The following is a 23471-nucleotide window of genomic DNA, read 5'->3' as shown; positions in this document are numbered from 1 at the left end:
ACGTAACGCACGCAGAACTTGGGTCCCCGCCTGCGCGGGGACGACGGTGAAACTAAGGAACGACGGTGACTCTATTTATGACGCGCAGTCACAAATCGATCAGCGCAGCTCCTCGATCATCTTCTTCAGCTTGAGCGAATCCGCCACGAACGCGCGAATGCCCTCCGACAGCTTCTCGGTACCCATCGCATCCTCGTTCAGCATGAAGCGGAAGGTCTTTTCATCCATCGCGATTTTCTCGATGTCCGCCGAAGAATCGGCCACCAGCTTGCGCTCGATGGCGCCATCGGCGTCGGCCAGCTTCTGCAGCAGGTCCGGCGAGATGGTCAGCAGGTCGCAGCCGGCCAGTTCCAGGATCTGCGAGGTATTGCGGAAGCTCGCGCCCATCACCTCGGTCTTGTAGCCGAACTTGCGGTAGTACTGGTAGATGCGCTTGACCGACTGCACGCCCGGATCGTCGGCGCCCTGGTAGTCGGTGCCGGTCGATTTCTTGTACCAGTCGTAGATGCGGCCGACGAAAGGCGAGATCAGCTGCACGCCCGCTTCGGCGCAGGCGATGGCCTGGCACAGCGAGAACAGCAGGGTCAGGTTGCAGCGGATGCCTTCCTTTTCCAGGATCTCGGCGGCGCGGATGCCTTCCCAGGTCGAGGCGATCTTGATCAGCACGCGCTCGCGCTTGACGCCGGCGGCTTCGTACAGGGCGATCAGTTCGCGGCCCTTGGCGACGGTGGCTTCGGTATCGAAACTCAGCGCGGCATCGATCTCGGTCGAGACGCGGCCCGGCACGAACTTCAGGATCTCGACGCCGAAGGCGATCAGCAGGCGGTCGACGATCTCATCGACGCCGGCGCCCTTGGCATCGGCAACGGCCTTTTCGAGCAGCGGACGGTATTCCGGCTTCTGGACGGCTTTCAGGATCAGCGACGGGTTGGTGGTCGCGTCCTGCGGCGCGTAGGCCTTGATCGACTGGAAGTCGCCGGTGTCGGCGACGACAGTGGTGTACTGCTTGAGCTGTTCGAGTTGGTTCATAGCGCGTGGAAAGTGATGTGAGATACGAATGCCGTGATTGTACCGTACCGGCAGCGGGCGATTTATTCGAAAAAACGCATGCCGGCGCAAGGCCAGGTAGCGCGCGGGCGCCATCCCCGTAGGGTGGGCAGCCCCTGCCCACCATCCTGCATCAGCAGTCGGTAGCGTCCAGGAAAGCCGCAATCATCGCTTCCAGGCCGGCCTTGTCCTCATCCGAGAAACGGTCCAGCTTCGGGCTGTCGATATCGAACACGCCGACCAGCTTGCCATCCTTGATGACCGGGATCACGATCTCCGAAGCCGAGGCCGAATCGCAGGCGATGTGGCCCGGGAAGGCGTGCACGTCCGGCACCACGATGGTCTGCTGCTTCACGGCGGTGGTGCCGCAGACGCCGCGGCCGAAGGGGATGCGGGCGCAGGCCGGCTTGCCCTGGAAGGGGCCGACCAGCAGGTCCTGGCCTTCGCCCTTCTTGCTGGGCACGGTGAGGTAGAAGCCTGCCCAGTTGAGGTCGGCGAGGGTGTCGTAGACCAGGGCCGAGAACTGCGAGGCGTTGGCGGTGAGGTCGCGCTCGCCTTCGAGGACGCTGGCGACCTGGCGTACCAGCAGGTCGTAGTCGGGGCGGGTGCTGCGTTCGGGATTGATGTGCATGGCGGTGACGGCGTTTGGCGATGTCGAAACGCGTATTTTACGGCAGGGTGCGCCGTCGCGCTGGGAGGCCCCGGACCAGTTATAATTTTGCATTCGGCACCACTTTCTCAGCCATGAATCAATTTTCCAGGATCACCCATCCGGACGGACTCGTCGAGCTCTCCTCCGCCGCCGGCAGCTTCAGGTTCCGGCGCCTGCGTCCGGGCGTCCTGCTGGTCACGATCAGCGGCCAGGACAACGGCCAGTTCGGCCAGGCAGCCCTCGACGAGATGCGCATGGAAATCCTGCGCAGCCAGCCGCTCGAGTTGCTGGTGGACGCAGAAAAGACCACGCTGGTGGCGACCGAGGTCAGCAAGGAGTGGACCCAGTTCTTTTCGAACTGCCGCACCCAGCTCAAGCGTGTGTCCGTGCTGACCGGTTCGCGCTACATGAACCTGGTCGTATCGATCTCCCAGCACCTGTCCAAGACGGGCAATCTCATTACCGTCACCTCCGACCGCGCCGCCTTCGACGCCGCGGTGGAGCGCGCCCGGCAAGCCTGACCCTGCGCGGCATCACTCCGTCTCGCCGAACCTGATTGTTCCCGCCACGTCTAAGCGGAACATCAGGTTCAACCAGAGAGGAGTTCCCATGAAGAAATTCGTTCTTGCACTCATCGTGGGCGCGGCCGCGTTCGGCACCGCGCATGCGCAGTCGACCCAGGCCCCACGCGGCTATGTCGGCATCGGCGCCGCCTTCGCCGACCACAAATACTCGCTGGGCGGCATCGGCAACGTCGACCATGACGATTACAAGGCGTCCGTCAAAGTCTTCGGCGGCGTCGATCTCGACCCGCTGTGGGGCGTCGAGGCCGGCTATACCGACTTCCGCAGTTCCGATTTCAGCTACACCATCGCCGGCGTCCCGGGGCGCGGCAGCAGCAAGGGTTATGGCGTCTATCTGGCCGGCAAGGGCCACTGGCCGATCCACCCGCAGGCCGAGGTCTTCGGCAAACTGGGCATCGCCTACAGCCATCGCAAGCTCGACAGCAATCCCTTCGTCGGCGTCGACGACGACAACGATACCGGCATCTACGCAGGCGTCGGCCTGCAATGGAACATCAATCCGCAGTGGGCCCTGATCGGGGAGTACGAGCGCTACGGCAAGAGCAAGGATTTCGGCGCCAAGCCGGACGTCTGGACCCTGGCGGCGAGGTTCAACTTTTAAACAGCCCGATCAGGCCGCGGCCAGCTTCTTCAAGGCGGGAAGGATCTCGTGCAGGCTGCCCACTTCGCAAGTGGGCACTGCCTCCGATTCGTTCGCCAGCTGCGCCGGATTGAACCAGCAGCTGTCGATGCCGAAGCGGTTGGCGCCGAGGATGTCGGCATCCAGCCGGTCGCCGACGATCACGGTTTCGTGGTGGGCGAAAGCCCGCGCCATCTTCGCCGCGTAGTCGAAGAAGCGGCTGTCCGGCTTGGCGTAGCCGCAGGCTTCCGAGGTCGAGACGAAGGAGATGTGGTCTTTCAAGCCCGAGCTGGCGATGCGGCGGGTCTGGATGTGCTCGACGCCATTGGTGATGATGCCGACTTCGCCGATCGCGCACAGGGCTTCGCAGACCTGCCTGGCGCCGTCGATCAGCACCACGGTGTCGGACAGGGATTCGAGATAGAGGTGGCTGGCGCTTGCTGCGTCGAGCTCGAGGCCGTTCTGCGCGAAGGTGCGGCGGAAGCGTTCAACTTTCAGGAAGTCCTTCGAGACCGCGCCCAGCTCGAACTCGCGCCAGAGGGCGATGTTGATTGCCTGGTATTGCGGGAACAGGGTGTCGATGCCCTCGCGCAGGCCGAGCGCTTCCAGCGTGCGCACGAAGGACAGCTGTTCGGAGGCCTTGAAGTCGAGGAGGGTATCGTCGAGGTCGAAGAGGAAGAGAGTGTGTTTCATCCGCACTAGTTTAGCCCAGCACGCGCTTCACGTGGTCAACGGGGCCATCACCGTCTTGCGGAAGGCCGGGCGTTCGGCCAGGCGCTCGAACCAGCGCTGCAGATGGGGCAGAGATTCGCGCGCGATCGGCAGGGCGAACCAGCGCCAGGCCGCGCACCCGGCCGCGATGTCGCCCACCGTGAAAGCGCCGCCGCCGACGTAATCGCGTCCGGCAAGGTGATCGTCGAGGATGCGCATGGTGCCGAGGGCGGCGAGGCGCTGCTGCTCGATCCGCGCCGGATCGCGCTCGTTCGCGGGCGTGCGCATGAAGGCGCGGAACAGGGGCAGCAGGGCCGGCCACAGGGTGGAATTGGTCCAGTCCATCCAGCGTTCGGCGTCGGCGCGCGCGCGTGCTTCACGTGGCAGCAAGCCATCCTGCGCATAGCGGCCAGCGAGATAGCGGACGATGGTATTGGATTCCCAGACCACGTAGCCATCGTCGTCGATAGTGGGCACCAGGCCGTTCGGATTCAGCTCACGGAAGGCGGGCGTGCCGACGACGCCGAAGTGACGGCCGGCGTCGATGCGATGGTAGTCGAGCGCCAGTTCTTCGCAGGTCCACAGCACTTTCTGGACGTTGATGGAATCGGCGTTGCCCCAGACCGTGATCATCCGCGCAGCTTAACCAATGAAGGAATCGAACTGCATGTCGAATTCCTGCAGCGCCTTCTGCGCATTCTGCATCTTCTTGCGGAACTCCGGACCGCGCTGCAGGGCCAGGCCGACCGCCAGCACGTCGATCACGACCAGGTAGGCCAGGCGCGCCGAGATCGGCGTGTAGGGATCGGTCGCGAACACGAGGTCGATCGGGATCAGGAGGCTGGCCATGTCCGCCAGCGGCGTGCCGGACGGCGCCAGCACGATCACCTCGGCGCCGCCGCGGCGCGCGAGTTTTGCGGAGCGTACCAGCGAGGGGTTGTTGCCGCGCTGGGAGATGACGACCACCACGTCGCCCTCATGCAGCAGGGCTGCGGCAATCGCGTGGATCGCCGGGTCGGTGTAGGCGATGGTCGGGACGCCGGAGCGGAAGAACTTGTGCTGGGCATCGGCGGCCACAAAACCCGAGGTGCCCTGGCCGTAGAACTCGATCTTGTTGGCGCGCGACAGGATGTCCAGCGCCTTCTGGATCAGCTCCGGCTTCAGGTTGTTGCGCAGGTCGAGCAGGGTGTTGATGGACCGGCTGCAGATCTTGTTGACGAGGTCGGCGGCGAGGTCGTCCTGGGCCGGCTGTTCGCTGGCGCCGGGTAAGGCCAGCGCCAGGCCTTGCGCCAGTTTCAGCTTGAACTCGTGCCAGCCGTCGTAGCCGAGGGTGCGGCAGAAGCGCACCACGGTCGGTTCCGAGACCTGGGCGGCGCGCGCCAGCGCGGTGATGTTCTGGCTGACGGTGCCGTTGGGCGAGGCCAGCACGGCGAGCGCCACCTTGCGCTCGGACTTCGACAGCGAATCGAGCTGGGTGCGGATGGAATCGAGCAGCACGGTGATCGGGTCCTTAATCTTCCGGCAGCGCTTCTTCGCGCCACTGCAGGGCGTCGCGGCCGATCAGGGCGCTGGACGCGGCCGGGCCCCAGGTGCCGGAGGAATAGGGCACCGGCGAGGTGTCGTCCTGCTCCCAGTAATCGAGGATGGGCTCGACCCATTCCCAGGCGGCTTCCAGTTCGTCGCCGCGCATGAACAGGGTCAGCTGGCCGCGCAGCACGTCCATCAGCAAGCGTTCGTAGGCTTCCATGCGCGGCGCCTTGAACTGCTCGCGGAAGTCGAGTTCGAGCTCGGCCTGCTTCAGGCGCATGCCGTCGCCCGGCGTCTTCGACATCAGGTTCAGCGACAGGCCTTCGTCCGGCTGCAGGCGGATCACCAGCGAGTTCGGCTGGAAGCTCGAAGTCGGCTGGTTGAAGATCGAGTGCGGGATCGGCTTGAAGCGCACGACGATCTCGGCCAGACGGTCGGCCATGCGCTTGCCGGTGCGCAGGTAGAAGGGCACGCCGGCCCAGCGCCAGGTATCGATCTCGGCCTTCATGGCGACGAAGGTCTCGGTCTTCGACTGCTTGGGCGCGCCCGGCTCGTCGCGGTAGCCCGGCACCGGCTGGCCGTCGACGTAGCCGGACCGGTACTGGCCGCGCACGATGTTCTGCGCCAGCGTGGTCGGCGTAAAGCGCTTCAGCGAGCGCAGCACCTGCAGCTTCGAATCGCGCACGGCGTCCGGCGCGATCGAGGTCGGCGGTTCCATGGCGACGATACACAGCAGCTGCAGCAAGTGATTCTGCAGCATGTCGCGCAGCGCGCCGGAATTGTCGTAGTAGCCCAGGCGGTTGCCGACGCCGATCTTCTCGGCGATGGTGATCTGCACGTCCGAGATCCACTCGCGGCGCCACAGCGGCTCGAACAGCACGTTACCGAAGCGCAGGGCCAGCAGGTTCTGCACGGTCTCCTTGCCGAGGTAGTGGTCGATCCGGTAGATCTGCGATTCCGCGAAGACCTTGCCGACCTCCGCATTGATCTGCTTGGCCGATTCGAGGTCGCGTCCCAATGGCTTTTCCAGCACCACGCGCGAGTTGGCGGTCGCCAGGCCGCTGGCGGCCAGGTTGTCGCAGATCCGGGCGAACAGCGAAGGCGGCGTCGCCAGGTAATAGACGCGGGTCAACGACTCGTCCTTGCGCAGGGCGTCGGCCAGGGCTGCGTAGCTCTGCAGGTTCACAGCATCGACGGCCACCCAGGTGATCCGTTCCAGGAATTTCTTCCACGCGGCTTCGTCGACGGTTTCCTTGACGTTCGGCTTCGAATTCGTCTCGATCATTTGCAGGAAGTCTTCCTGCGTCATGTCTTCGCGACCCACGCAGATGATGCGGGCGGTGGCCGGGAGGTCATTGGCGACGTCACGCGCGTACATCGCGGGCAAGAGTTTGCGCATCGCGAGGTCGCCGCTGCCGCCGAAGAAAACGAGATCGAAATCGGAAAGAGCCATGGGTGTCTGATCGTGAAGAGGTGGGTGTAATCTTGATTGTAAATTTACTACACAATTATTGGTTGCGCAAGTAAATTTACTACGTCCGAAGGCGTTTTGGTGGCATATGGTGCCACATTCATTGGGGGAGAGGCGCAGGATGGCTGATGCGTATCGGGTAGGTGATAGCTAAAAAGAACGCGTGCTATACCAATCAACACTAGCTGTTTATTTAGGTTGTGGCAAGCCAACGTCTCCGAAGGATAGTTGGACGACAATTTCCGCTTTATTAATCGTGGAGATAACGATGGCTATCGACGTCTACTTGCAAATTGATGGCATTAAGGGCGAATCCGCTGACGCTGCCCACCAAGGCTGGATCGAAGTCAGCTCAGCGCACTGGGGCGTCAGCCAACCTCGAAGCGCGACTGCATCTACAGCAGGTGGACATACGGCGGAGCGGTGCGAACATCGCACTCTTACGCTCTCCAAGTTGGCCGACCTCGCTTCGCCGGTCCTCATGCAAACCTGTTCGATGGGGAAGACCATTCCGAAGGCAAAGCTGGAGTTCATGCGCGCCGATGGTGACGGCAAGCCAGTCAAGTATTACGAGGTCGAGTTGGAAAACGTCATCATTGCGAACATGGATCAGACCATTGGCGATGGCAGCTTCCTGCATGACGACATTGGCCTACGGTTTTCGAAAGTTAAGTGGAAATATACGCAGCAGAAGATCGGTGGAGGCGCAGGTGGGAATACCGCCGGCGGCTGGGATCTGGCCTGTAACAAGTGCGCCTGAGGAGAACTGCCATGTCTAATGTGGGAGTTCCTATTCAACCCAGGGATCGGCGTGGCTATTTCATGCTGCCTCAGGCGCCGGAGGATGCTGGATACTACGTCTACGGCAACGTAGGAGGTGTTCCTGGAACGGGACACCTTGCGCAGTATGCTCATCCCAACTTGCTGTCCTTGATTTTCCATATCGAGCGCGAATGGCAGGCCATTGACGATCGCAAGTTCGGCATCGGGAATATCAGTCTCGCCGAGGGGCGAAAATACGAACACGATAGCCACCAGAAGGGCATCGAGATGGACATACGCCCAGTCCGAAAGGACAAGCTCACCGGCCAGGCCGCGCGCGTCTCGCGGTTCGATGCTACTTATGATCGTGACGCTACGATCAGGCTGCTTGGTCTGTTTTTAGGGCATCCGATGGTCAGCAAGGTCTTCTTCAACGACGACAAGGTGCAGCAGGCGCTGGGTGGCCGCGTGCGATCCATGCGCGGGCACGATGATCACATTCATATCGAGATTTGGGAGCGGCCATGAAAGTGCGTTTGCTGGCCATCGCTACCTTGTGCTTGCTGATTTCACTCGCACAGGCCGCCGAAAAGAAAGAGGAGGGCCGTTATGGCGCCACACCGTTGAAAGGTGATTACTACGTGTATGGCGGGACTTTGGGGGAAATGACTCCGCCAACCCAGAAAGATTGGAAAATATCTTTCATGTTCACCGGGCAGCTTGCAAAGGACCTGTTCAATCAGATCGGCCCGGACGTAAAGAAGGAAGCTGCCTGCAGTTCCGCCGCCGATTACCGCGAAAGGCGTAGAGGCGATCTTGGCTGTATTTATACTAAGGAAGACGGCTATTCATGCACTTTCGGGCTGAACGTGATTAGCGGGAAGGGGACTTACGGGTCGATCTGTTGAATCAAGAGCCTAAATTTTCTTAACGGCTGAAGCTGAAAGTGGCTATCCGGACGTTGGATCATAGAACATGACGAATGACCCATCGACGGCGTCATGCTCGCGAGGTTTGAATCCACACTTCACGAAGAAATCTCGCCGGAAAGCCGAGTAGCACATCAAAACACAAGGCTCGCCGATTTCTGCGAGTACTTCATGTACGAACAACCTTGATGTTCCCGACCTGCGAAAATTAGGCTTTACAAATAGATATGAAAGAACAGCGTCTTTCGGCCACACTGATCGACGATAGATCGCGAATCCATAAGGGCGGCGAACGAAGATCGGCCTCTCGAAAGACAGGATCCTGTCGTACGATGGAGGCTGATGTTCGCCGAACTCGTCGTAATGTTCAACCACGAATGTCGTAATCTCATGGTCGGTCATTTTGCAGAAGTCAAATTCGACCATGGATCATCTTCGCTATGTTTCTAGTAGCACGATGGGGGACCTTACTCTTGATCCGATGGGTCGCGACAAGAGACTTCGAACATCCGACCACCTGCACCCCATGCAGGTATGCTACCAAGGCCGGTCCGATTGAACGAGCGGCCCGACCAGATTGCTCAGCCGCGGTATTCCGGCATCTCCAACCCAGCCACATCCACCCGGAAGGCCAGCACCTTCCCACTATTCGGCAGCGCCGCCAGCTCCTCCTGCGGACGCCCGCCGCAAGCACTGGTCACATACAAAGTCCGCAAATCCGGCCCGCCAAAGCACACCGCAGTCGGGCACTTCACCGGCAAATCGACCTGCTGCAGCAATTCCCCGGTCGGCGACAATTTCAGGATCCGCCCGCCCTCATACATCGCAATCCAGTAATTGCCTTCGCTGTCGATCGCCGCGCCGTCCGGGCGGCCGCCGTAGGTGCCGCTGGTCTTGTCGGCTTCGAAGGTGACGAGATTGCGGCCGTTGGATTGGGTACCGGTGGCCAAATCGTAGTCGTAGACGTCGATGCGGTGGCTGGTGGTGTCGGCGTGGAACATGGTCTTGCCGTCCAGGGTCCAGGCCAGGCCGTTCGAGTTGGTCATGCCGCCGGCCCAGGCCTGGCGCAGCTTGCCCTGCTCGAGCACGTACATTTCGGCCTTGGGCTGGTCGCGCGGTTCGTAGATGGTGCCGACCCAGAAGCGGCCGGCCGGGTCGACGCGGCCGTCGTTGAAGCGCATGCGCTTGGTGTCGTAGGGCGCCGGGACGATGTCCTCGGCTTCGCCGGTGCTGGTGTTCAGGTAGACGAAGCCGTTACGGGTCGCCACCACCAGGTTGTTGTCGACGTCGATCGCCAGCGCGGAGGGCTCGCTGTCCATCTTCCAGGACGAGTACTTGCCGCTGGCCGGGTGCAGGCGGTGCACCATGAAGTCGGGGATGTCGACCCAGTACAGAGCGGATTCGACCGCATGCCAGATCGGGCATTCGCCGGTCTTCATCGGTTCGTCATGCACCACCACGAATTGTTCGGTTTTCATTATCGATCCTCCCCGGGATTCAGACGGCGGCCTTGGCGCGCGCGATCAGGCCATTGGTCGAGCTGTCGTGCTGGGCCGGTTGTGCCTCGCCATTGAGCTCCGCCTCGATCTTCTTGGCCAGCACCTTGCCCAGCTCGACACCCCACTGGTCGTAGCTGTTGACGTCCCACAGCGCGCCCTGCACGAAGACCTTGTGCTCGTACAGCGCGATCAGGGCGCCCAGCGTGGCCGGGGTCAGGTATTCCATCAGGATCGTGTTGCTGGGGCGGTTGCCGGGGAAGGTCTTGTGCGGCACCAGGCGCTCGATCTCATCAAGCGGCTGGCCGGCCAGGTCCTGGCGCACTTCGTCCGCGGTCTTGCCCTTCATGAAGGCTTCCGATTGCGCGAAGCAGTTGGCCAGCAGGGCCGCGTGGTGGTTGTGGAACTCGTGGGCCGGGCGCAGGGCGGCGATGAAGTCGATCGGCGTCACGTCGGTGCCCTGGTGCAGCAGCTGGAAGTAGGCGTGCTGGCCGTTGGTGCCGACGTCGCCCCAGATCACCGGGCCGGTGTCGTAGTCGGTGATGGTGTCGCCGGCGCGCGTGACGCGCTTGCCGTTGCTTTCCATGTCGAGCTGCTGCAGGTAGGCCGGGAAGCGGTTCAGGTCCTGGTGGTAGGGTGCGATCGAGACCGAGGCGCAATCCAGGAACTCGCGGTTCCAGAAGCCGACCAGGCCCAGGATCATCGGCAGGTTCTGCTCGATCGGGGCGGTGCGGAAGTGCTCGTCCATCGCGTGCGCGCCGGCCAGCAGGTCGCTGAAGTAGCCGAAGCCGACGGACAGCGCGACCGGCAGGCCGATCGCCGACCACACCGAATAGCGGCCGCCGACCCAGTCCCAGAACGGGAACATGTTGGCCGGATCGATGCCGAAGGTCTTGATGGCTTCGACGTTGGTCGAGACCGCGACGAAGTGCTTCGCCAGGGCCTCTTCCGGCGCCTGCTGCAGGAACCAGGCGCGCGCGGTGTTCGCGTTCATCATGGTCTCGGCCGTGGTGAAGGTCTTCGAGGCGATGATGAAGAGGGTGGTCTCCGGGTTCACGCGCGACAGCGCGGCGTCCATGTCGTGGCCGTCGACGTTGGAGACGAAATGCATGGCCAGGCGCGGATGGGCGAACTGGCGCAGCGCCAGGCAGACCATCTTCGGGCCGAGGTCGGAGCCGCCGATGCCGATGTTGACGACGTCGGTGATCGGCTTGCCGGTGTGGCCGAGCCAGGCGCCGCTGCGCACGCTGTCGCTGAAGGTCTTGATGCGGTCCAGCACGGCGTGCACGTCGCCGGTGATGTTCTGGCCATCGAGCTCGAAGGCCCTGGTCCGCGGGGCGCGCAGGGCGGTGTGCAGGACGGCGCGGTTTTCGGTCAGGTTGATCTTCTCGCCGGCAAACATCGCATCGCGCAGGCGCTCCACGCCGCGCTCGCGCGCCAGCTCGGCCAGCAGTTCAAGCGTGCGCCCGTCCAGACGGTTTTTTGAATAGTCTAGGAACAGCCCGGCCGCTTCAGTGGACAGGCGCTCGAAGCGCTGCGGATCCTGTGCGAACAGCTCGCGCATCTGCCATTCTCTGGCCTGGGAAGCGTGATTGCGGAGGGACTGGTAGCTGGTGGTGCTGGTGAGGATAGGTTGGCGCATAGGTAGTGGTGACGACGGACGGTATGATGTCATTTTGTGCAGGTTATCGAATCATACAGGAAGCGGGCGTAAAATCACTACAAATTGTGTTGCGCAGCTGCGTGGGCATGGGACGCCCACCCTACGTAGGGCGGGCACCAAGTTCCCGCGGTCAACATTCGAATATCCCGATGCATCATGCGAAAACGGGGCGCCCGCATGCGCCCCTTCGCATTTTGTAGTAAAATTTCAGAAATCCAATTCATAAGGAACGATCATGGTGCATCCCGTAGTAGAGAAGGTGACCCAACGCATCATCCAGCGCAGCCGGCCCTCGCGCCAGGCTTATCTGGCGCACCTTGATGCAGCGCGTGTGAAAGGCGTACAGCGCGGCACGCTGGCCTGCACCAACCTGGCCCACGGCTTCGCCGCGTTCCCGGCCAACGACAAGCTCAAGCTGCGCGAACAGAAGCAGCCCTCGGTCGCCATCGTCTCCTCGTACAACGACATGCTGTCGGCGCATCAGCCGTTCGAGTATTTCCCCAAGGTGATCAAGGACGCCGTGCGCGAAGTCGGCGCCGTGGCCCAGTTCGCCGGCGGCGTGCCCGCCATGTGCGACGGCGTCACGCAAGGCCAGCCGGGCATGGAACTGTCGCTGTTCTCGCGCGACACCATCGCCATGTCGACCGCCATCGCGCTGTCGCACAACATGTTCGACGCCTCGCTCTATCTCGGCATCTGCGACAAGATCGTGCCGGGCCTGCTGATCGGCGCGCTGCACTTCGGCCACATCCCGGGCATCTTCGTGCCGGGTGGCCCGATGACCACCGGTATCTCCAACAAGGAAAAGGCCGCGGTGCGCCAGCGCTACGCGAAAGGCCTGGCCACGCGTGAAGAGCTGCTCGAGGGCGAGGCCCAGGCCTACCACGGCGCCGGCACCTGCACCTTCTACGGCACCGCCAACAGCAACCAGATGCTGATGGAGATGATGGGCCTGCACCTGCCGGGCGCCGCCTTCATCACCCCGGGCACGCCGCTGCGCGACGCACTGACGAAGGCCGCTTCCCAGCAGGCCGTCAGGATCTCGCAGCAGGGCGGCGAGTACATGCCGATCGGCCATATCGTCGACGAGAAGAGCATCGTCAACGCCATCGCCGCGCTGCACGCCACCGGCGGCTCGACCAACCACACCATGCACCTGATCGCGATCGCGCGCGCAGCCGGCATCGTGGTCGACTGGAACGACTTCGACGAGCTGTCGAAAGTGGTGCCGCTGCTGGCCCGCGTCTACCCGAATGGCGACGCCGACGTGAACCACTTCCAGGCAGCCGGCGGTCCGACCTTCGTGATCCGCGAACTGCTGGACGCCGGCCTGGCCCACGAGGACGTCAACACCATCCTCGGCCGCGGCCTGCGCGCCCACTGCAAGGAGCCTTTCCTGGACGGCGACAAGGTCGTGTGGAAGGACCTGCCGGAACAGAGCGGCGACGAGAACGTGCTGCGCAAGCACACCAACCCGTTCAGCGACAACGGCGGCCTGATCCTGGTGCAGGGCAACCTGGGCCGCGCCGTGATGAAGATCTCGGCGGTCAAGAAGGAACACCACATCGTCGAAGCGCCTGCCAAGACCTTCGATTCGCAGGAAGACTTCATGCATGCGTACAAAGCCGGTCAGCTGAACACCGACTTCGTCGCCGTGATCCGCTTCCAGGGCCCGCGCGCCAACGGCATGCCGGAACTGCACGCACTGACCCCGGCGCTGGCCAACCTGCAGGACGCCGGCTACCACGTGGCGATGGTCACCGATGGCCGCATGTCGGGCGCGTCCGGCAAGGTGCCGGCGGCGATCCACGTGTCGCCGGAAATCCTGGCCGGTGGCCCCCTGGGCCTGGTGCGCGATGGTGATATCATCCGCGTCGATGCGACCGCCGGTGCGCTGGAAGCGCTGGTGCCGGCCGACGTCTGGGCCTCGCGCAAGATGGCGACCGCCGACCTGAGCCGGAGCCACATCGGCATGGGCCGCGAGCTGTTCGATGGTTTCCGCAAATCCGTTACCGCAGCCGAGGAGGGCGCCGCCCACTTCCCGCTGCCGTCGCCGATCGAGACCACTGTCCCCCTGCACGAAGGCACCGACACGGGTGAAATCATGCCGGGTTCCGACGAAGACTTCCTGTTCCGTAAATCCAAATAAGCTGAGAGAGCAAACGATGAGTACTGATATGAGCCTGCTCGACATCATGAAATCGGCCGTCGTGATCCCGGTCATCGCGATCGACGATCCGGACCACGCCGTCCCCCTTGCCAAGGCGCTGGTCGCCGGCGGCATCCGCGTGCTCGAGGTCACTCTGCGCACGAAGCACGGCCTGGAGGCGATCCGCGCGATGGCCCAGGTCGAAGGCGCCATCGTCGGCGTCGGCACCCTGACCCAGCCGGAAGAATTCGCCGCCTCGCGCGATGCCGGCGCGGTGTTCGGCGTCTCCCCGGGCCTGACCCCGGCCCTGATCGAAGCCGCGAAAAAGAGCGGCCTGCCGCTGCTGCCGGGCTGCATGACCCCATCCGAAGTGATGGTGGCGCGCGAAGCCGGCTTCAAGCAGCTGAAGCTGTTCCCGGCCGTGCCGGCGGGCGGCGTCGGCATGCTGAAGGCGATCGGCGGCCCGCTGCCGGACGTGACCTTCTGCCCGACCGGCGGCATCTCGATCGAGACCGCGCCGCAATTCCTGGCGCTGAAGAACGTGGCTTGCGTGGGCGGTTCCTGGCTGACCCCGGCGGACGCGATGAAGGCCGGCGACTGGGATCTGATCACCGAGCTGGCCAAATCGGCTTCTTCGCTGCGCGCCGCTTAAAGGTCGAGCTCTAATTCGGCATGGCACGCGGCCTGACCGCGGGCGAAATCAGGATGGCGTCGCTGCTCTTCGGCGGCGCCATCGATTACACGCGCGTGCGGGTCCACAACCGCCGCTACCTGTCGCTGCTGCAGCCGAAGAACTGCGCAATGACGCCCAACGGCAGCATCTACTTCCACCACTCCTGTTTCCTGCCCGACTACAGCGAGGGCAATCCCACCGTCATCCACTGGTTCATGCACGAGATGGTGCACGTGTGGCAGCACCAGCTGGGCTACCCGGTGCGCCTGCGCGGCGCGATCCGGCTCGGCCTGTCCTACCACTACGAGCTGCGCGAAGACGCAACCCTTGCCGACTACAACATGGAAGCCCAGGGCGACCTGCTGGCCGATTACTTCGCACTGAAATTCATGCAGCACCCGCGCGTGGTGCGCCAGCGCAGGCATGCGCATCAGCTGGGATTGTATGAGCGGGTGCTGGCGGGGTTTCTGGCGGATCCGACGGACCAGAGCAACCTGCCGCGGGGAGGGGCTCGCACCTTGGGCACGTCGTTCCCGCGAAGGCGGGAATCCAAGTTCGACGAGTAGCCTCTAGCCAAAGCATCTCCCAGCTTGCGCCGAATCAACCCCCAGCCCAGCCCGCCAACGTAGGCTCATGTGCGTACGCCCGTCCCCATGAGTCCATCATGCGATTCCCATTCCTTGCCGCCACCCTGTGCGTGCTGGTGTTCACCCTGCCGGCAGCGAAAGCCATCGCCCGCATCGGCGCCGCCGAAGTCCGCGAAGGCCCGCGCGGCGGTCCCTGCTTCACGATCAGCCCGCGCGAAGAGCGCGAAGGCACGCCCGATTTCCACTCCGTCACCGTCTCGGACGGCCAGCACCTGCTGTGGAAAATGACCATGCCGCCCGAACGCACCTTTCCCCTCAGCTTTTCGATGTGCGTGCCCTACGGCGGCCAGGTCGCATCCTTGCCGCGCACGCAGGCGGCGGCGCTGGAAGCCGGCAGGATCTACTACCTGCGCATCGACGCCCGCCCCGGCAAGACGCGCGGCACGGCACAGGCCTACGAGGCGCGCTTCTGCCTGGCGAAGCAGCGCGACGGCAGCGCCGTCGTGCACCAGATCTGGGATGGGGAACGGCCGGGCAAGCGCTTGTTCGGCTGCCTGCCGCCGGGCGAATAAGAATGTTGTTGGATTCCGCCCCTACCGAAACGCGAACAGGTTGACGAGCAGCCCGTTCGGGTCGGCAACCATGAAGCGCCGCATGCCGAAACTTTCATCGCGCAGTGCGTGCGCGATCCGAAAGCCGCGCTCGAGCACGCTTGCGTAGGTGGCATCGATATCGCCGACCTGCACGGAAATGATGACGCCTTGCGCCGCCTGCTGAAATGCCGCCGGTGTGAATTCATGGCCGCGGCGCACGATGCCGATTTGCAGTTGCGGGTTGGCCGGCGACGCCATCTGGATGTACCAGCCCGGATGCTCGAAACCGACGACAAAACCGAGCAGGCGCGCGTAAAAATCCCGCGTCTCTTCCATTTTGTCCGTGCAGATGTTCGGCAGCAGTCTCGCGACGGCGATGTCGTTCATGGAGGTCCCTCCGTGCGTCCGGTGGCCGGGCGGTCGCCCTCGTAGTGCCTGCTGAGCGGGAAGGGCGGCAGCCAGGATTCGCGGCGTACGGTCCACAGTTCATAGCTCGGCCTGAACTGGTCAGGGCTGTCCAGCGCGCCCAGGCTGATCTCGACTTCATCGCCGCTTTTCGAGAAGACCGAGGAGCCGCAGCGCGGGCAGAAATAGCGCGTGCCGTAGTGATGGGCCTCGCCTTCGACTTTCACCGCGTCTTCGGGATAGATCGCCGAGGCATGGAACAAGGCGCCGTGGTGCTTGCGGCAATCCATGCAGTGACAGAGGCCGACGCGGTAGGGGCGGCCGGTGGCCGTGACGCGCAGGTCGCCGCACAGGCAGCCGCCGGTATGTTGGTCCATGCCCGGTCCCTCCATGGGATCTCAGCCGCGCACAGCCGCTTCGATTTTGGCGACATCGATTTTACGCATGTCCATCATTGCCGTGAACGCGCGCTTGGCAGCCGCCGGATCGGATCCCGCAACGGCTTCGGACAGCACGCGCGGCGTGATCTGCCACGACAGGCCCCATTTGTCCTGGCACCAGCCGCAGGCATTTTCCTGGCCGCCGTTGCCGAAGATGGCATTCCACAGGCGGTCGGTTTCTTCCTGGTCCTCGGTCGCGATCTGGAAAGAGAAGGCGATGCTGTGGCTGGGGCCGGGACCGCCGTTCAGGCCGATGCATGGGATGCCTGCCACCGTGAAATCGACGGTCAGCACGTCGCCTTCCTTGCCGGCCGGGTAGTCGCCCGGTGCGCGGTGGACGGCCCTGACTTCGCTGTCGGGGAAGGTCTCCGCGTAGAACTTTGCGGCGTCGAGTGCATCGCCGTTGAACCACAGGCAGATCGTGTTTTTGCTGGTCATTTTTGTCTCCTCAGGATGGTGAAAAATGCTGGCAGGGTGAGCAGGCTCTTGTGTTATTGTTGTCAACTATTAATGGCACGCCAGTCTAGCAGTGTTCTGTCCGCTGGGGCACTGTAAGTTCTTTCAGGCGCGATCGCTGGAGGGTAGGGCTTTGCAGCAGTTTGACGTAGACGGACATCAAGAGTGGCTGCATGGCTTTGCGGAAGCGAAGACCGAGGCAGCGTTGCTGGAACTTCTGGCGCAGGCCGCTAACGAGCTCGGCTTCGACTACTGTGCGCTCGGCATGCGTTTGCCGCTGCCGTTCTCGAATCCGCGCACGGTCATGTTCAACAATTACCCGCAAGCCTGGCAGCAGCGCTACCAGTCCGAGCAGTATCTGCGCACCGATCCCACCGTCGCCCATGGCATGACCTCGGCCCGGCCCATGCTGTGGTCGGAAGCCCTGTTCGCGTCCAGCCGCCCGTTGTGGGAGGACGCGCGCGCCCACGGCCTGCAGATCGGCTGGGCCCAGCCGACGCACGACCTGAAGGGCGTCGCCAGCCTGCTGACCTTTGCCCGCTCCGGCGAAGTCATCGGCCGTAGCGAATTCCAGAAAAATACCCAGAAGATGCACTGGCTGGCCCAGGCGGCGCATGCGGCGCTGGCCAATATCCTGGCTGCAAAGCCGGATGGCGTCGGTACGATCAAGCTGACGGAGCGCGAAATCGAGGTGCTGCGCTGGGCCGCGGACGGCAAGACGGCCTCGGAATCGGCGGAGATTCTGTCGATTTCGGAGCGCACCGTGATCTTCCACATCGATAACGCGCTGCGCAAGCTGGGTGCGGCCAACAAGACCGCGGGTGTACTGAAGGCGGCGATGCTGCGCTTGATTTGACGGACTGCGCACGCGCATCCGTTAAAATGGCGGCATTTTTCACCTTCCAACATCATCATCATGACTCAGGACGAACTCAAGCAGGCCGTGGCCCGCGCCGCCATTGACTATGTGGTCGACGGCGAAATCATCGGCGTCGGCACCGGCTCGACCGCCAACTTCTTCATCGACGAGCTCGCCAAGATCAAGGACCGCATCAAGGGCGCGGTCGCGTCCTCGGAAGCGACCGCGGCGCGCCTGCGCAGCCACGGCATCGAAGTGCGTGACCTGAACGACGTCGAGTCGATTTCCGTCTATGTCGACGGCGCCGACGAGATCGACGCTTCCGGCGCCATGATCAAGGGCGGCGGCGCTGCGCTCACCCGCGAGAAGATCGTCGCGTCGGTGTCGAAGAGCTTCGTGTGCATCGCCGACGGCTCCAAGCTGGTGCAGACCCTGGGTAAATTCCCGCTGCCGGTCGAAGTCGTGCCGATGGCCCGTGCGGCCGTGACGCGCAAGCTGGCGGCCCTCGGCGGCCAGCCGCGCCTGCGCACCAAGCCGGGCAGCGATGAAGCCTTCGTGACGGATAACGGCGGCCACATCATCGACGTGGCCGGCCTGTCGATTACCGATCCGGTGGCGCTGGAAACGGAAATCAACCAGATCGTCGGCGTAATCGCCGTCGGCCTGTTCGCCCAGCGCGGCGCCAACGTCTGCCTGCTGGGCATGGCGGAAGGCGTCAAGACCCTGACTTTCTGATCCGGAGAGCGGCATGCAGCGTCTGCCCGTCACGATGTTCCTTGCCGCACTTCTCAGCGGCTGCGCGATGTTCCACCAGCCGCTGCCGCCCGCGCCTATGCCTGCCTCAGCGCCGGTCGCGGTCAAGCCTGCCGGGCCGGTGGACGCGAACGGCACGCCAATCCAGACGTTGCCGTTCCGGCTCGGCGTATCGTCGGCTACCGTCGAGAAGCTGGCGAAGCAGCAAGCCTGCACGGGCGGGCAGGGCGCCGGCCTGGTCACCGAACAGGGGCCGGTCGAGGTCTACCGCATGCAGTGCGATAACGGCAAGGTGTTCATGGCGCGCTGCGAGATGCGCCAGTGCCGGCAGATGTAAAACTTCCCCTCCTTCTCCCTTCACCAAGCTGTTCCAGGCGTGCGCCGCAGTTTTTTGCGGTGCAGCATCCTAGCGTCTTGACATAACTTTACGAAGTCTTACAGTTCGTTTGCATTTCGAGCTGCGCATTGCCCATAGAATTTTCACATCGTCTTCTGTTTGGAACGGAGCAATATGAAATTATCGGGTGGACAATCCCTCAGGCTCGATGCGATCCATTTCGATGCGCCGGCCATGCCCGCGCCGCTGGTCGCGCCGGCGCTGCTGCGGCAGGCCGACAAGATCCTCTTCATCGCCCACCTGGCCCTCGGCGACTTTACCTATTTGCAGGGCTGCTTCCAGGCGTTCAAGCGGGCCTATCCGCATCTGAAGATTCACCTGTGGGTCGACGAGCGCCGCCGCACCAGCCGCGCCAGCGAGTGGGCGCACCTGAAGAAGTATGCGCTGTACGACTGGCTGGCCGAGTGCCCGGCCATCGACAAAGTCTACGACGAGACCTGGAGCCCGCAGCTCTACCGCGAATCGCTGGAACAGGCGCGGCGCGAGCACTATCCGGTCGTGGTCTCGCTGGCTGTGCTGGAGCGCCACAAATACGCCAGCCTGGCGCGCAGCATCAGCCCGCACGGCTTTGTGGTCGGGCAGAAGAAGCGCGTGCGGCCCTGGGACCTGCCGAAGCGCCTCATCTACCGCAAGCTGGACGCCGCGATCCCGGCCTACACGCCGGCATCGCATCCGGACCAGCACATCAGCGACATCTACGCCGGCTGGTTCACCCAGCTGTTCGGCATGGAGATTCCGCGTGCGGCGCGCTTCCCGGTGCTGCGCATCGCCGACCGCTGGATCGCGTATGCGCACAAGCAGTTTGCCGACTGGGGCTTCATGGGCGTCGACGGCAGGCCGTCCCGGGTCGTGTTCGTCAACGCCTTTTCGAAATCGGTGGAACGCAGCTGGCCGCTCGAGCGCGTGATCGGACTGATCCGCACCATGCGCTGCCGGCCGGAATGGGGCGACGTCGGCTTCGTCGTCAACGTGGTGCCCGAGGAACTGGCGCGTGCCCGCGCGCTGTTCGCCGATGCCGGGCTGGAGCAGACCCATTTGTTCAGCGCCGAAGAAAACTTCTTCCAGCTGCCGGCGGTGCTGAGCTTGTGCGAGCTGATCATTTCGGTGGAGACGGCCGTGATGCACCTGGCGAATGCCGTGCACGTGCCGGTGATCGCCCTGATGCGGCAGAACAATCCGGAATGGGCGCCGATCGACCGCGCCAACAGCACCGTGATCACGGCGCCCGCGCATGGCGACTGGGTCGACAAGATCGGCGTGCAGGATGTGATGCGCGTGCTGGCGGCCTTCGGCAGGTTGTAGACGAAACGGCGGCCTAGGCTGCGCCCGCGTCGGCTGGCGGCACCGCCGGCAGGAGCCGTGTCCGGCTGCGGCGGTCGACCAGCGTCCAGCTGGTCGGCTGCTCGAGTCGGTAGCTGGCCTGGACGCCGCGCAGCTTGTTCCACAGCGTTTGCGGCCGCGATAACAGGGCTTGCGGCATGCGCTGGCCCGCCGTCAGGAACTGGCGCTGGCCGCCCGCGACCCTGGCGCCGTTGCCGCCGTCCTGGCATTGCCACCAGCCTGTGCCGGGGCAGATGTCGCCTGCCGCGCTCGTGTCGCCGGGTTTGGGGCCTGGCGGCGGCTCGCGTTTCGGCGGCGCACCGGTCGGGCGTATGCGGATGCTGGACGAGATCTTGTCCCAGAGCTGGAGCAGGCCGTCTTCGCCGAGGAAGCTTGTCACCGGCCGGGCGCCGGCATTCACAGGGTGGCCGGTCGACATTTCCAGTTGCATGAAGGGGATGTAGACATTGTCCTCAGTGCCGTTCACTTCCCAGTTGAACCCGAAGGTGTGCACGAAGTTCAGCTCGGTCCATCGCTCCGCCACTTCGCCGCCTTCGATGCCGTTGATGCTGCGCTTGCCTTTTCTGAGCTTGTCCATCAGCGGCTTTTGCCACAGTGGCATTTCTGCGTCGACTGCCGTATCGCGCGCCAGGCGGTCTTCTCTGTCGGGTTTCGTGCCTGCGCGTGTGGTGAGGGCCAGGGAGAGGTCAGGGTGGTCCTGGAAGCCGGCAAAGATCGTTACCCCTTCGGTGTCGTCGGCTGACAAGGGCTCCACGAACATGCCGGGACCAAAGCAGAAGCCTGCAGCAGCGGGCGACTCTCCCGCCGGCACGAAGCGAAGCTTGTCCAGAAGCGTGCGCAGATTGCCAGTCTTGTCGGCATCATAGCCGTCCGGCGTGGTGAAATTGAAGCTGACGCCGTTCAGGTGGAGATAGGCTTCCATTCTGACGTTGACCCAAACCACGGGTTTCCCATCCTCTATTCCTTTCGTGAACTCGCGTCCGAATCTGAAAATTTTTCCTTCAAATCCGCTATTGCTGTACTTCTCCACCGCTTCCAGGTTTTTTCCGCCGCGCTGGTTCGGCTCCGCTTCGATTGCGGTTTGCCGCGCCAGGATTCTTGCATCGAAAGCCTGCTGGCTTTCTGTCTGTGTCGAAATCCAGAATCCGTTGACGTAGACACCGTGGTAGGAAACGTCCATGGAAGCAGGCAAGTCGATCAGGAACCTGCCCACGCAGGCTGTCTTCATTTGTTCCGTCAGCTTTGTTACTGAATGCCGGTCTATCATTGAATTTCCCAAGCCATAAATAAGGTAAAGCACGTACAGTGCCGCCAGGACACGGATAAACGGAAGCGTCCTGTTGCGCGCCTTATCCATTCTTGCCTAGTTCCTGAACAACTTTGACGATGCAATAGCAGGTCAACAGGATCGTGTCGCGGTGCTTGTAACTCTCCTGATGACGATAGCCTTGAGTGGCGAACAGCTGTTTGATCTTGCCATTAGGAGCAGCCCCGGACTGTTGCGATACCGTGTCATCGCCTGCGGATTCTTGTGGCTCAACGGAAAATGACAGGGTGATCCGGTCTTCAATCTTTACCTGCCGGGCGCCATTAGATTCCTGCGCAACATTTTTTGCCGCCTTGATATTTGCAGCCGTTATCGGAATCTTCGTGCCAGCCGTGGCCTCTTGCGCCACCCATCGAATCTGGCCATAGGCCGGATGCCCCTTGTCGTTTCCGTAATAGGCAAAGCTTGTGGGATGGTAGTAATCGCCCAGCCAATCATGAAATATTTCGGCGGTATTGATTGCTTCGCGAATTTTCTTGACGACGCCGCCTTTGGCATCCCGATACAGGTTTGCGGGATTGGCCAGGTCCGGGTTGATCAGCCTGTACCACGAACTCATGTCGCGATACAGGTCGTAGGGATTCGGTTGGGATTCGTTTGGCAGATGCAGGCAATCGATGGCCGTCTCGCGGCGCTCGCCATGGGCAGGCGCATGAACGACGCTGGCATGCAGCCAGGGCCGCGGATAGCGCTGGTTGGGCAACAGTTCAAGGGCGCCCGGTGCGACCGACATGACGGGCGTCGTATCCTCGGGCCGCCTGCCTGCAATGTCCGCGAATTTGCCGGCCTTGAAGTTATCGAGCTTGCCGTTGACCGGGCTGTCGCATTCGGTGCCGCAGGCCAGGCGGCGGTAGGCCAGGGGCGTGCCCAGCGCCGGCATCACGCCGTGGATCACCCCTAGAATCTTGTCGGGAATCCGTTTCGCGCAGGCACGCGCAACGAGGCCGCCCATCGAATGCGTGACGAGAATGACTTTCTCGCATTCATGATTCCGTTTCTTCCACCAGTCGATGATTTTTCCGATTCGCTCTTCGAGACGATTGGCCGATTCACCGCAAGACCGAAGCCAGTTGTAACCGCAGGCATAGATTGGATATTGGTACTCGGCATATTTCTCCAACTCGGTTTCCGTCAAGGGCGCCACCGAGCGCACGCCCCAGCGCTTGAGCGTATCGCCTTCCATTGCCTGCATGACTTCTTTCCAGCGGCTACGGATGTGCCGTTTATTCAGGGCGTCGAACTGGAAGGTCATTTCCAGATGGCTCTGCAGTTCGAACAGCAAAGTGCCATAGGAGCCATTGAAGATTTCTCCCCAGCCGCGTTCGCGCATGACGCTGCGTTCCAGATAGCACGAGCCAATATCCAGGTCGCCGCTATCGTCGACTTCGACATACTCCGGATGAAGAATCAGCTGGCGCATTTTCGGGCTTCGCTTTTTCCAATCGGATGCATAAAGCAGGACGGCGCTATCGCTGTTCGGCGGCCGCCATGCCGGTTCGCCGGGCTTGAGCGGATAGCCTCGTGGCAAGGAGATATCACGCCTGACCCGCAGATTCGTTCCCATAGTTCCCGGAATAAATATGACCGGAACAACTTTGTTAGAACCTTTGTACACCAGGCCGCGCGTCTTCAAACTGGTCGGCGTCAGAACCGTGCGTACATGCAGGCTCCCGTCTTCATTGATTACGGGATCTTTTAATCTTCGCAATGGATCAGTCATGTTTGCCTTTCGCGATAAACGTGCATGTGCAGGCATGACAGACGCTCGGCGCTCCTGTTCGGTTCCGGTCTTTACAAGACGCACTTTAGATCGTGGGCAAAGGATGACTTGCGCAATGTGCAGTGCACAAATTCCTTGCGTTGCGTATCGGTTCTATTCGAAATATTACGAAGAAAAACTATTCGCAGATCTATTCGATGAGATATCGAAACTTAAAAGAATGAAAGAGATTCGCCGATTGGCGGCAGGGAAGGCAGGAAGGTGGAGACCGCAGGAAATATGGGCAGCGCAGAACACGCTGCCCGAAGCA

At 62.6% G+C, this 23471-nt stretch carries 26 protein-coding genes; 13 read left to right on the top strand and 13 right to left on the bottom strand.

Annotated elements, in window-relative coordinates; translation table 11 throughout:
• Positions 1-99: 99 nt before the first annotated feature.
• Both tal and LQV39_RS21705 read right to left on the bottom strand, forming a co-directional pair.
• Positions 100-1029 (bottom strand): transaldolase, encoded by a 930-nt coding sequence (gene tal, locus LQV39_RS21710; protein WP_230029148.1) that lies wholly within the window; start codon positions 1027-1029, stop codon positions 100-102.
• 151 nt (positions 1030-1180) lie between these two features.
• Positions 1181-1678: a GAF domain-containing protein gene (locus LQV39_RS21705; RefSeq protein WP_230029141.1), complete on the bottom strand. Its 498-nt coding sequence runs from the start codon at positions 1676-1678 to the stop codon at positions 1181-1183.
• Positions 1679-1791: 113 nt separating this feature from the next.
• On the opposite strand from LQV39_RS21705, the gene LQV39_RS21700 reads away from it, so the two are divergent.
• Both LQV39_RS21700 and LQV39_RS21695 read left to right on the top strand, forming a co-directional pair.
• A complete protein-coding gene (locus LQV39_RS21700) occupies positions 1792-2220 on the top strand; it encodes a hypothetical protein (protein ID WP_230029135.1) in 429 nt (142 codons plus the stop codon).
• 88 nt (positions 2221-2308) lie between these two features.
• Complete coding sequence (locus LQV39_RS21695) at positions 2309-2884, top strand: porin family protein (protein ID WP_230029130.1); 576 nt, start codon at positions 2309-2311, stop codon at positions 2882-2884.
• 9 nt (positions 2885-2893) lie between these two features.
• Here LQV39_RS21695 and LQV39_RS21690 read toward each other — a convergent pair whose 3' ends face one another.
• Genes LQV39_RS21690 through zwf form a run of 4 tightly spaced genes read right to left on the bottom strand, consistent with a single transcriptional unit; the run spans position 2894 to position 6593 of the window.
• A complete protein-coding gene (locus LQV39_RS21690; RefSeq protein WP_230029123.1) occupies positions 2894-3595 on the bottom strand; it encodes a YjjG family noncanonical pyrimidine nucleotidase in 702 nt (233 codons plus the stop codon).
• 27 nt (positions 3596-3622) lie between these two features.
• Complete coding sequence (locus LQV39_RS21685; protein ID WP_230029117.1) at positions 3623-4246, bottom strand: glutathione S-transferase family protein; 624 nt, start codon at positions 4244-4246, stop codon at positions 3623-3625.
• A gap of 9 nt (positions 4247-4255) precedes the next feature.
• Positions 4256-5110: an SIS domain-containing protein gene (locus LQV39_RS21680; protein ID WP_230029111.1), complete on the bottom strand. Its 855-nt coding sequence runs from the start codon at positions 5108-5110 to the stop codon at positions 4256-4258.
• 13 nt (positions 5111-5123) lie between these two features.
• Positions 5124-6593, bottom strand: coding sequence for a glucose-6-phosphate dehydrogenase (zwf, locus tag LQV39_RS21675; protein WP_230029104.1), 1470 nt, complete (start codon positions 6591-6593; stop codon positions 5124-5126).
• A 286-nt stretch (positions 6594-6879) separates the two neighbouring features.
• Between zwf and LQV39_RS21670 the strand changes: the two genes are divergently transcribed.
• From LQV39_RS21670 to LQV39_RS21660, 3 genes are read left to right on the top strand one after another with little or no spacing between them, the layout of a single operon-like run.
• On the top strand, positions 6880-7371 hold the full coding sequence (locus LQV39_RS21670) for a type VI secretion system tube protein Hcp (RefSeq protein ID WP_230029097.1): 492 nt from the start codon (positions 6880-6882) through the stop codon (positions 7369-7371).
• A gap of 11 nt (positions 7372-7382) precedes the next feature.
• The gene (locus LQV39_RS21665; RefSeq protein WP_230029091.1) at positions 7383-7901 is read left to right on the top strand and encodes a penicillin-insensitive murein endopeptidase; all 519 of its coding nucleotides are present in this window, start codon (positions 7383-7385) and stop codon (positions 7899-7901) included.
• Positions 7898-8281, top strand: a complete 384-nt coding sequence (locus LQV39_RS21660) for a hypothetical protein (RefSeq protein WP_230029084.1) — start codon at positions 7898-7900, stop codon at positions 8279-8281. Before LQV39_RS21665 ends, LQV39_RS21660 begins: the two co-directional genes overlap by 4 nt.
• 602 nt (positions 8282-8883) lie before the next feature.
• Here the strand turns inward: LQV39_RS21660 and LQV39_RS21655 are convergent.
• On the bottom strand, positions 8884-9780 hold the full coding sequence (locus tag LQV39_RS21655; RefSeq protein WP_230029078.1) for an SMP-30/gluconolactonase/LRE family protein: 897 nt from the start codon (positions 9778-9780) through the stop codon (positions 8884-8886).
• Positions 9781-9799: 19 nt separating this feature from the next.
• The gene (gene pgi, locus LQV39_RS21650; protein ID WP_230029073.1) at positions 9800-11440 is read right to left on the bottom strand and encodes a glucose-6-phosphate isomerase; all 1641 of its coding nucleotides are present in this window, start codon (positions 11438-11440) and stop codon (positions 9800-9802) included.
• A 253-nt stretch (positions 11441-11693) separates the two neighbouring features.
• On the opposite strand from pgi, the gene edd reads away from it, so the two are divergent.
• The 4 genes from edd (at position 11694) to LQV39_RS21630 (ending at position 15442) form a co-directional block, all read left to right on the top strand.
• Complete coding sequence (edd, locus tag LQV39_RS21645; protein WP_230029351.1) at positions 11694-13610, top strand: phosphogluconate dehydratase; 1917 nt, start codon at positions 11694-11696, stop codon at positions 13608-13610.
• A 28-nt stretch (positions 13611-13638) separates the two neighbouring features.
• Entirely contained in the window at positions 13639-14262 is a 624-nt protein-coding gene (gene eda / locus LQV39_RS21640; protein ID WP_230029349.1) for a bifunctional 4-hydroxy-2-oxoglutarate aldolase/2-dehydro-3-deoxy-phosphogluconate aldolase, read from the top strand.
• Positions 14263-14282: 20 nt separating this feature from the next.
• A complete protein-coding gene (locus LQV39_RS21635) occupies positions 14283-14849 on the top strand; it encodes a Rhs element Vgr protein (RefSeq protein WP_230029067.1) in 567 nt (188 codons plus the stop codon).
• A 98-nt stretch (positions 14850-14947) separates the two neighbouring features.
• Positions 14948-15442 (top strand): hypothetical protein, encoded by a 495-nt coding sequence (locus LQV39_RS21630; protein WP_230029060.1) that lies wholly within the window; start codon positions 14948-14950, stop codon positions 15440-15442.
• Positions 15443-15463: 21 nt separating this feature from the next.
• On the opposite strand, the gene LQV39_RS21625 is transcribed toward LQV39_RS21630, so the two are convergent.
• Genes LQV39_RS21625 through LQV39_RS21615 form a run of 3 tightly spaced genes read right to left on the bottom strand, consistent with a single transcriptional unit; the run spans position 15464 to position 16746 of the window.
• Positions 15464-15850, bottom strand: a complete 387-nt coding sequence (locus LQV39_RS21625) for a VOC family protein (RefSeq protein ID WP_230029053.1) — start codon at positions 15848-15850, stop codon at positions 15464-15466.
• Positions 15847-16245: a GFA family protein gene (locus tag LQV39_RS21620; RefSeq protein WP_230029047.1), complete on the bottom strand. Its 399-nt coding sequence runs from the start codon at positions 16243-16245 to the stop codon at positions 15847-15849. Before LQV39_RS21620 ends, LQV39_RS21625 begins: the two co-directional genes overlap by 4 nt.
• Before the next feature lie 21 nt (positions 16246-16266).
• A complete protein-coding gene (locus LQV39_RS21615; protein WP_230029041.1) occupies positions 16267-16746 on the bottom strand; it encodes a VOC family protein in 480 nt (159 codons plus the stop codon).
• Between the two features lie 223 nt (positions 16747-16969).
• On the opposite strand from LQV39_RS21615, the gene LQV39_RS21610 reads away from it, so the two are divergent.
• The 4 genes from LQV39_RS21610 (at position 16970) to LQV39_RS21595 (ending at position 20075) form a co-directional block, all read left to right on the top strand.
• The gene (locus LQV39_RS21610; RefSeq protein ID WP_230029035.1) at positions 16970-17620 is read left to right on the top strand and encodes an autoinducer binding domain-containing protein; all 651 of its coding nucleotides are present in this window, start codon (positions 16970-16972) and stop codon (positions 17618-17620) included.
• Positions 17621-17680: 60 nt separating this feature from the next.
• Positions 17681-18358, top strand: coding sequence for a ribose-5-phosphate isomerase RpiA (gene rpiA / locus LQV39_RS21605; RefSeq protein ID WP_230029028.1), 678 nt, complete (start codon positions 17681-17683; stop codon positions 18356-18358).
• A 13-nt stretch (positions 18359-18371) separates the two neighbouring features.
• Positions 18372-18713: a hypothetical protein gene (locus LQV39_RS21600; RefSeq protein ID WP_230029022.1), complete on the top strand. Its 342-nt coding sequence runs from the start codon at positions 18372-18374 to the stop codon at positions 18711-18713.
• A 174-nt stretch (positions 18714-18887) separates the two neighbouring features.
• On the top strand, positions 18888-20075 hold the full coding sequence (locus LQV39_RS21595) for a glycosyltransferase family 9 protein (protein WP_307727864.1): 1188 nt from the start codon (positions 18888-18890) through the stop codon (positions 20073-20075).
• A 13-nt stretch (positions 20076-20088) separates the two neighbouring features.
• Here LQV39_RS21595 and LQV39_RS21590 read toward each other — a convergent pair whose 3' ends face one another.
• Together LQV39_RS21590 and LQV39_RS21585 are read right to left on the bottom strand one after the other, a co-directional pair.
• On the bottom strand, positions 20089-21471 hold the full coding sequence (locus LQV39_RS21590; protein ID WP_230029016.1) for a T6SS immunity protein Tli4 family protein: 1383 nt from the start codon (positions 21469-21471) through the stop codon (positions 20089-20091).
• Positions 21464-23161 carry a triacylglycerol lipase gene (locus LQV39_RS21585; RefSeq protein ID WP_230029010.1) on the bottom strand — a complete coding sequence of 566 codons (1698 nt, stop codon included), beginning with the start codon at positions 23159-23161 and terminating at the stop codon, positions 21464-21466. Before LQV39_RS21585 ends, LQV39_RS21590 begins: the two co-directional genes overlap by 8 nt.
• Positions 23162-23471: the final 310 nt, after the last annotated feature.

This window comes from Massilia sp. Bi118, assembly GCF_918697865.1.
Classification (GTDB): domain Bacteria; phylum Pseudomonadota; class Gammaproteobacteria; order Burkholderiales; family Burkholderiaceae_D; genus Telluria.
Note: the sequence above shows the minus strand (reverse complement) of the source record. Positions and strands in the feature narration are given on the sequence as shown.

Excerpts from the sequence above, each read along its gene's own strand:
- tal (WP_230029148.1), bottom strand. The coding sequence starts at position 1,029 with ATGAACCAACTCGAACAGCTCAAGCAGTACACCACTGTCGTCGCCGAC.
- LQV39_RS21660 (WP_230029084.1), top strand. The coding sequence starts at position 7,898 with ATGAAAGTGCGTTTGCTGGCCATCGCTACCTTGTGCTTGCTGATTTCA.
- LQV39_RS21695 (WP_230029130.1), top strand. The coding sequence starts at position 2,309 with ATGAAGAAATTCGTTCTTGCACTCATCGTGGGCGCGGCCGCGTTCGGC.
- eda (WP_230029349.1), top strand. The coding sequence starts at position 13,639 with ATGAGCCTGCTCGACATCATGAAATCGGCCGTCGTGATCCCGGTCATC.
- LQV39_RS21705 (WP_230029141.1), bottom strand. The coding sequence starts at position 1,678 with ATGCACATCAATCCCGAACGCAGCACCCGCCCCGACTACGACCTGCTG.
- LQV39_RS21630 (WP_230029060.1), top strand. The coding sequence starts at position 14,948 with ATGCGATTCCCATTCCTTGCCGCCACCCTGTGCGTGCTGGTGTTCACC.
- LQV39_RS21685 (WP_230029117.1), bottom strand. The coding sequence starts at position 4,246 with ATGATCACGGTCTGGGGCAACGCCGATTCCATCAACGTCCAGAAAGTG.
- LQV39_RS21690 (WP_230029123.1), bottom strand. The coding sequence starts at position 3,595 with ATGAAACACACTCTCTTCCTCTTCGACCTCGACGATACCCTCCTCGAC.
- LQV39_RS21615 (WP_230029041.1), bottom strand. The coding sequence starts at position 16,746 with ATGACCAGCAAAAACACGATCTGCCTGTGGTTCAACGGCGATGCACTC.
- LQV39_RS21655 (WP_230029078.1), bottom strand. The coding sequence starts at position 9,780 with ATGAAAACCGAACAATTCGTGGTGGTGCATGACGAACCGATGAAGACC.
- pgi (WP_230029073.1), bottom strand. The coding sequence starts at position 11,440 with ATGCGCCAACCTATCCTCACCAGCACCACCAGCTACCAGTCCCTCCGC.
- LQV39_RS21600 (WP_230029022.1), top strand. The coding sequence starts at position 18,372 with ATGCAGCGTCTGCCCGTCACGATGTTCCTTGCCGCACTTCTCAGCGGC.
- LQV39_RS21635 (WP_230029067.1), top strand. The coding sequence starts at position 14,283 with ATGGCACGCGGCCTGACCGCGGGCGAAATCAGGATGGCGTCGCTGCTC.
- rpiA (WP_230029028.1), top strand. The coding sequence starts at position 17,681 with ATGACTCAGGACGAACTCAAGCAGGCCGTGGCCCGCGCCGCCATTGAC.
- LQV39_RS21590 (WP_230029016.1), bottom strand. The coding sequence starts at position 21,471 with ATGGATAAGGCGCGCAACAGGACGCTTCCGTTTATCCGTGTCCTGGCG.
- LQV39_RS21595 (WP_307727864.1), top strand. The coding sequence starts at position 18,888 with ATGAAATTATCGGGTGGACAATCCCTCAGGCTCGATGCGATCCATTTC.
- LQV39_RS21625 (WP_230029053.1), bottom strand. The coding sequence starts at position 15,850 with ATGAACGACATCGCCGTCGCGAGACTGCTGCCGAACATCTGCACGGAC.
- LQV39_RS21670 (WP_230029097.1), top strand. The coding sequence starts at position 6,880 with ATGGCTATCGACGTCTACTTGCAAATTGATGGCATTAAGGGCGAATCC.
- zwf (WP_230029104.1), bottom strand. The coding sequence starts at position 6,593 with ATGGCTCTTTCCGATTTCGATCTCGTTTTCTTCGGCGGCAGCGGCGAC.
- LQV39_RS21700 (WP_230029135.1), top strand. The coding sequence starts at position 1,792 with ATGAATCAATTTTCCAGGATCACCCATCCGGACGGACTCGTCGAGCTC.
- LQV39_RS21620 (WP_230029047.1), bottom strand. The coding sequence starts at position 16,245 with ATGGACCAACATACCGGCGGCTGCCTGTGCGGCGACCTGCGCGTCACG.
- LQV39_RS21585 (WP_230029010.1), bottom strand. The coding sequence starts at position 23,161 with ATGACTGATCCATTGCGAAGATTAAAAGATCCCGTAATCAATGAAGAC.
- LQV39_RS21665 (WP_230029091.1), top strand. The coding sequence starts at position 7,383 with ATGTCTAATGTGGGAGTTCCTATTCAACCCAGGGATCGGCGTGGCTAT.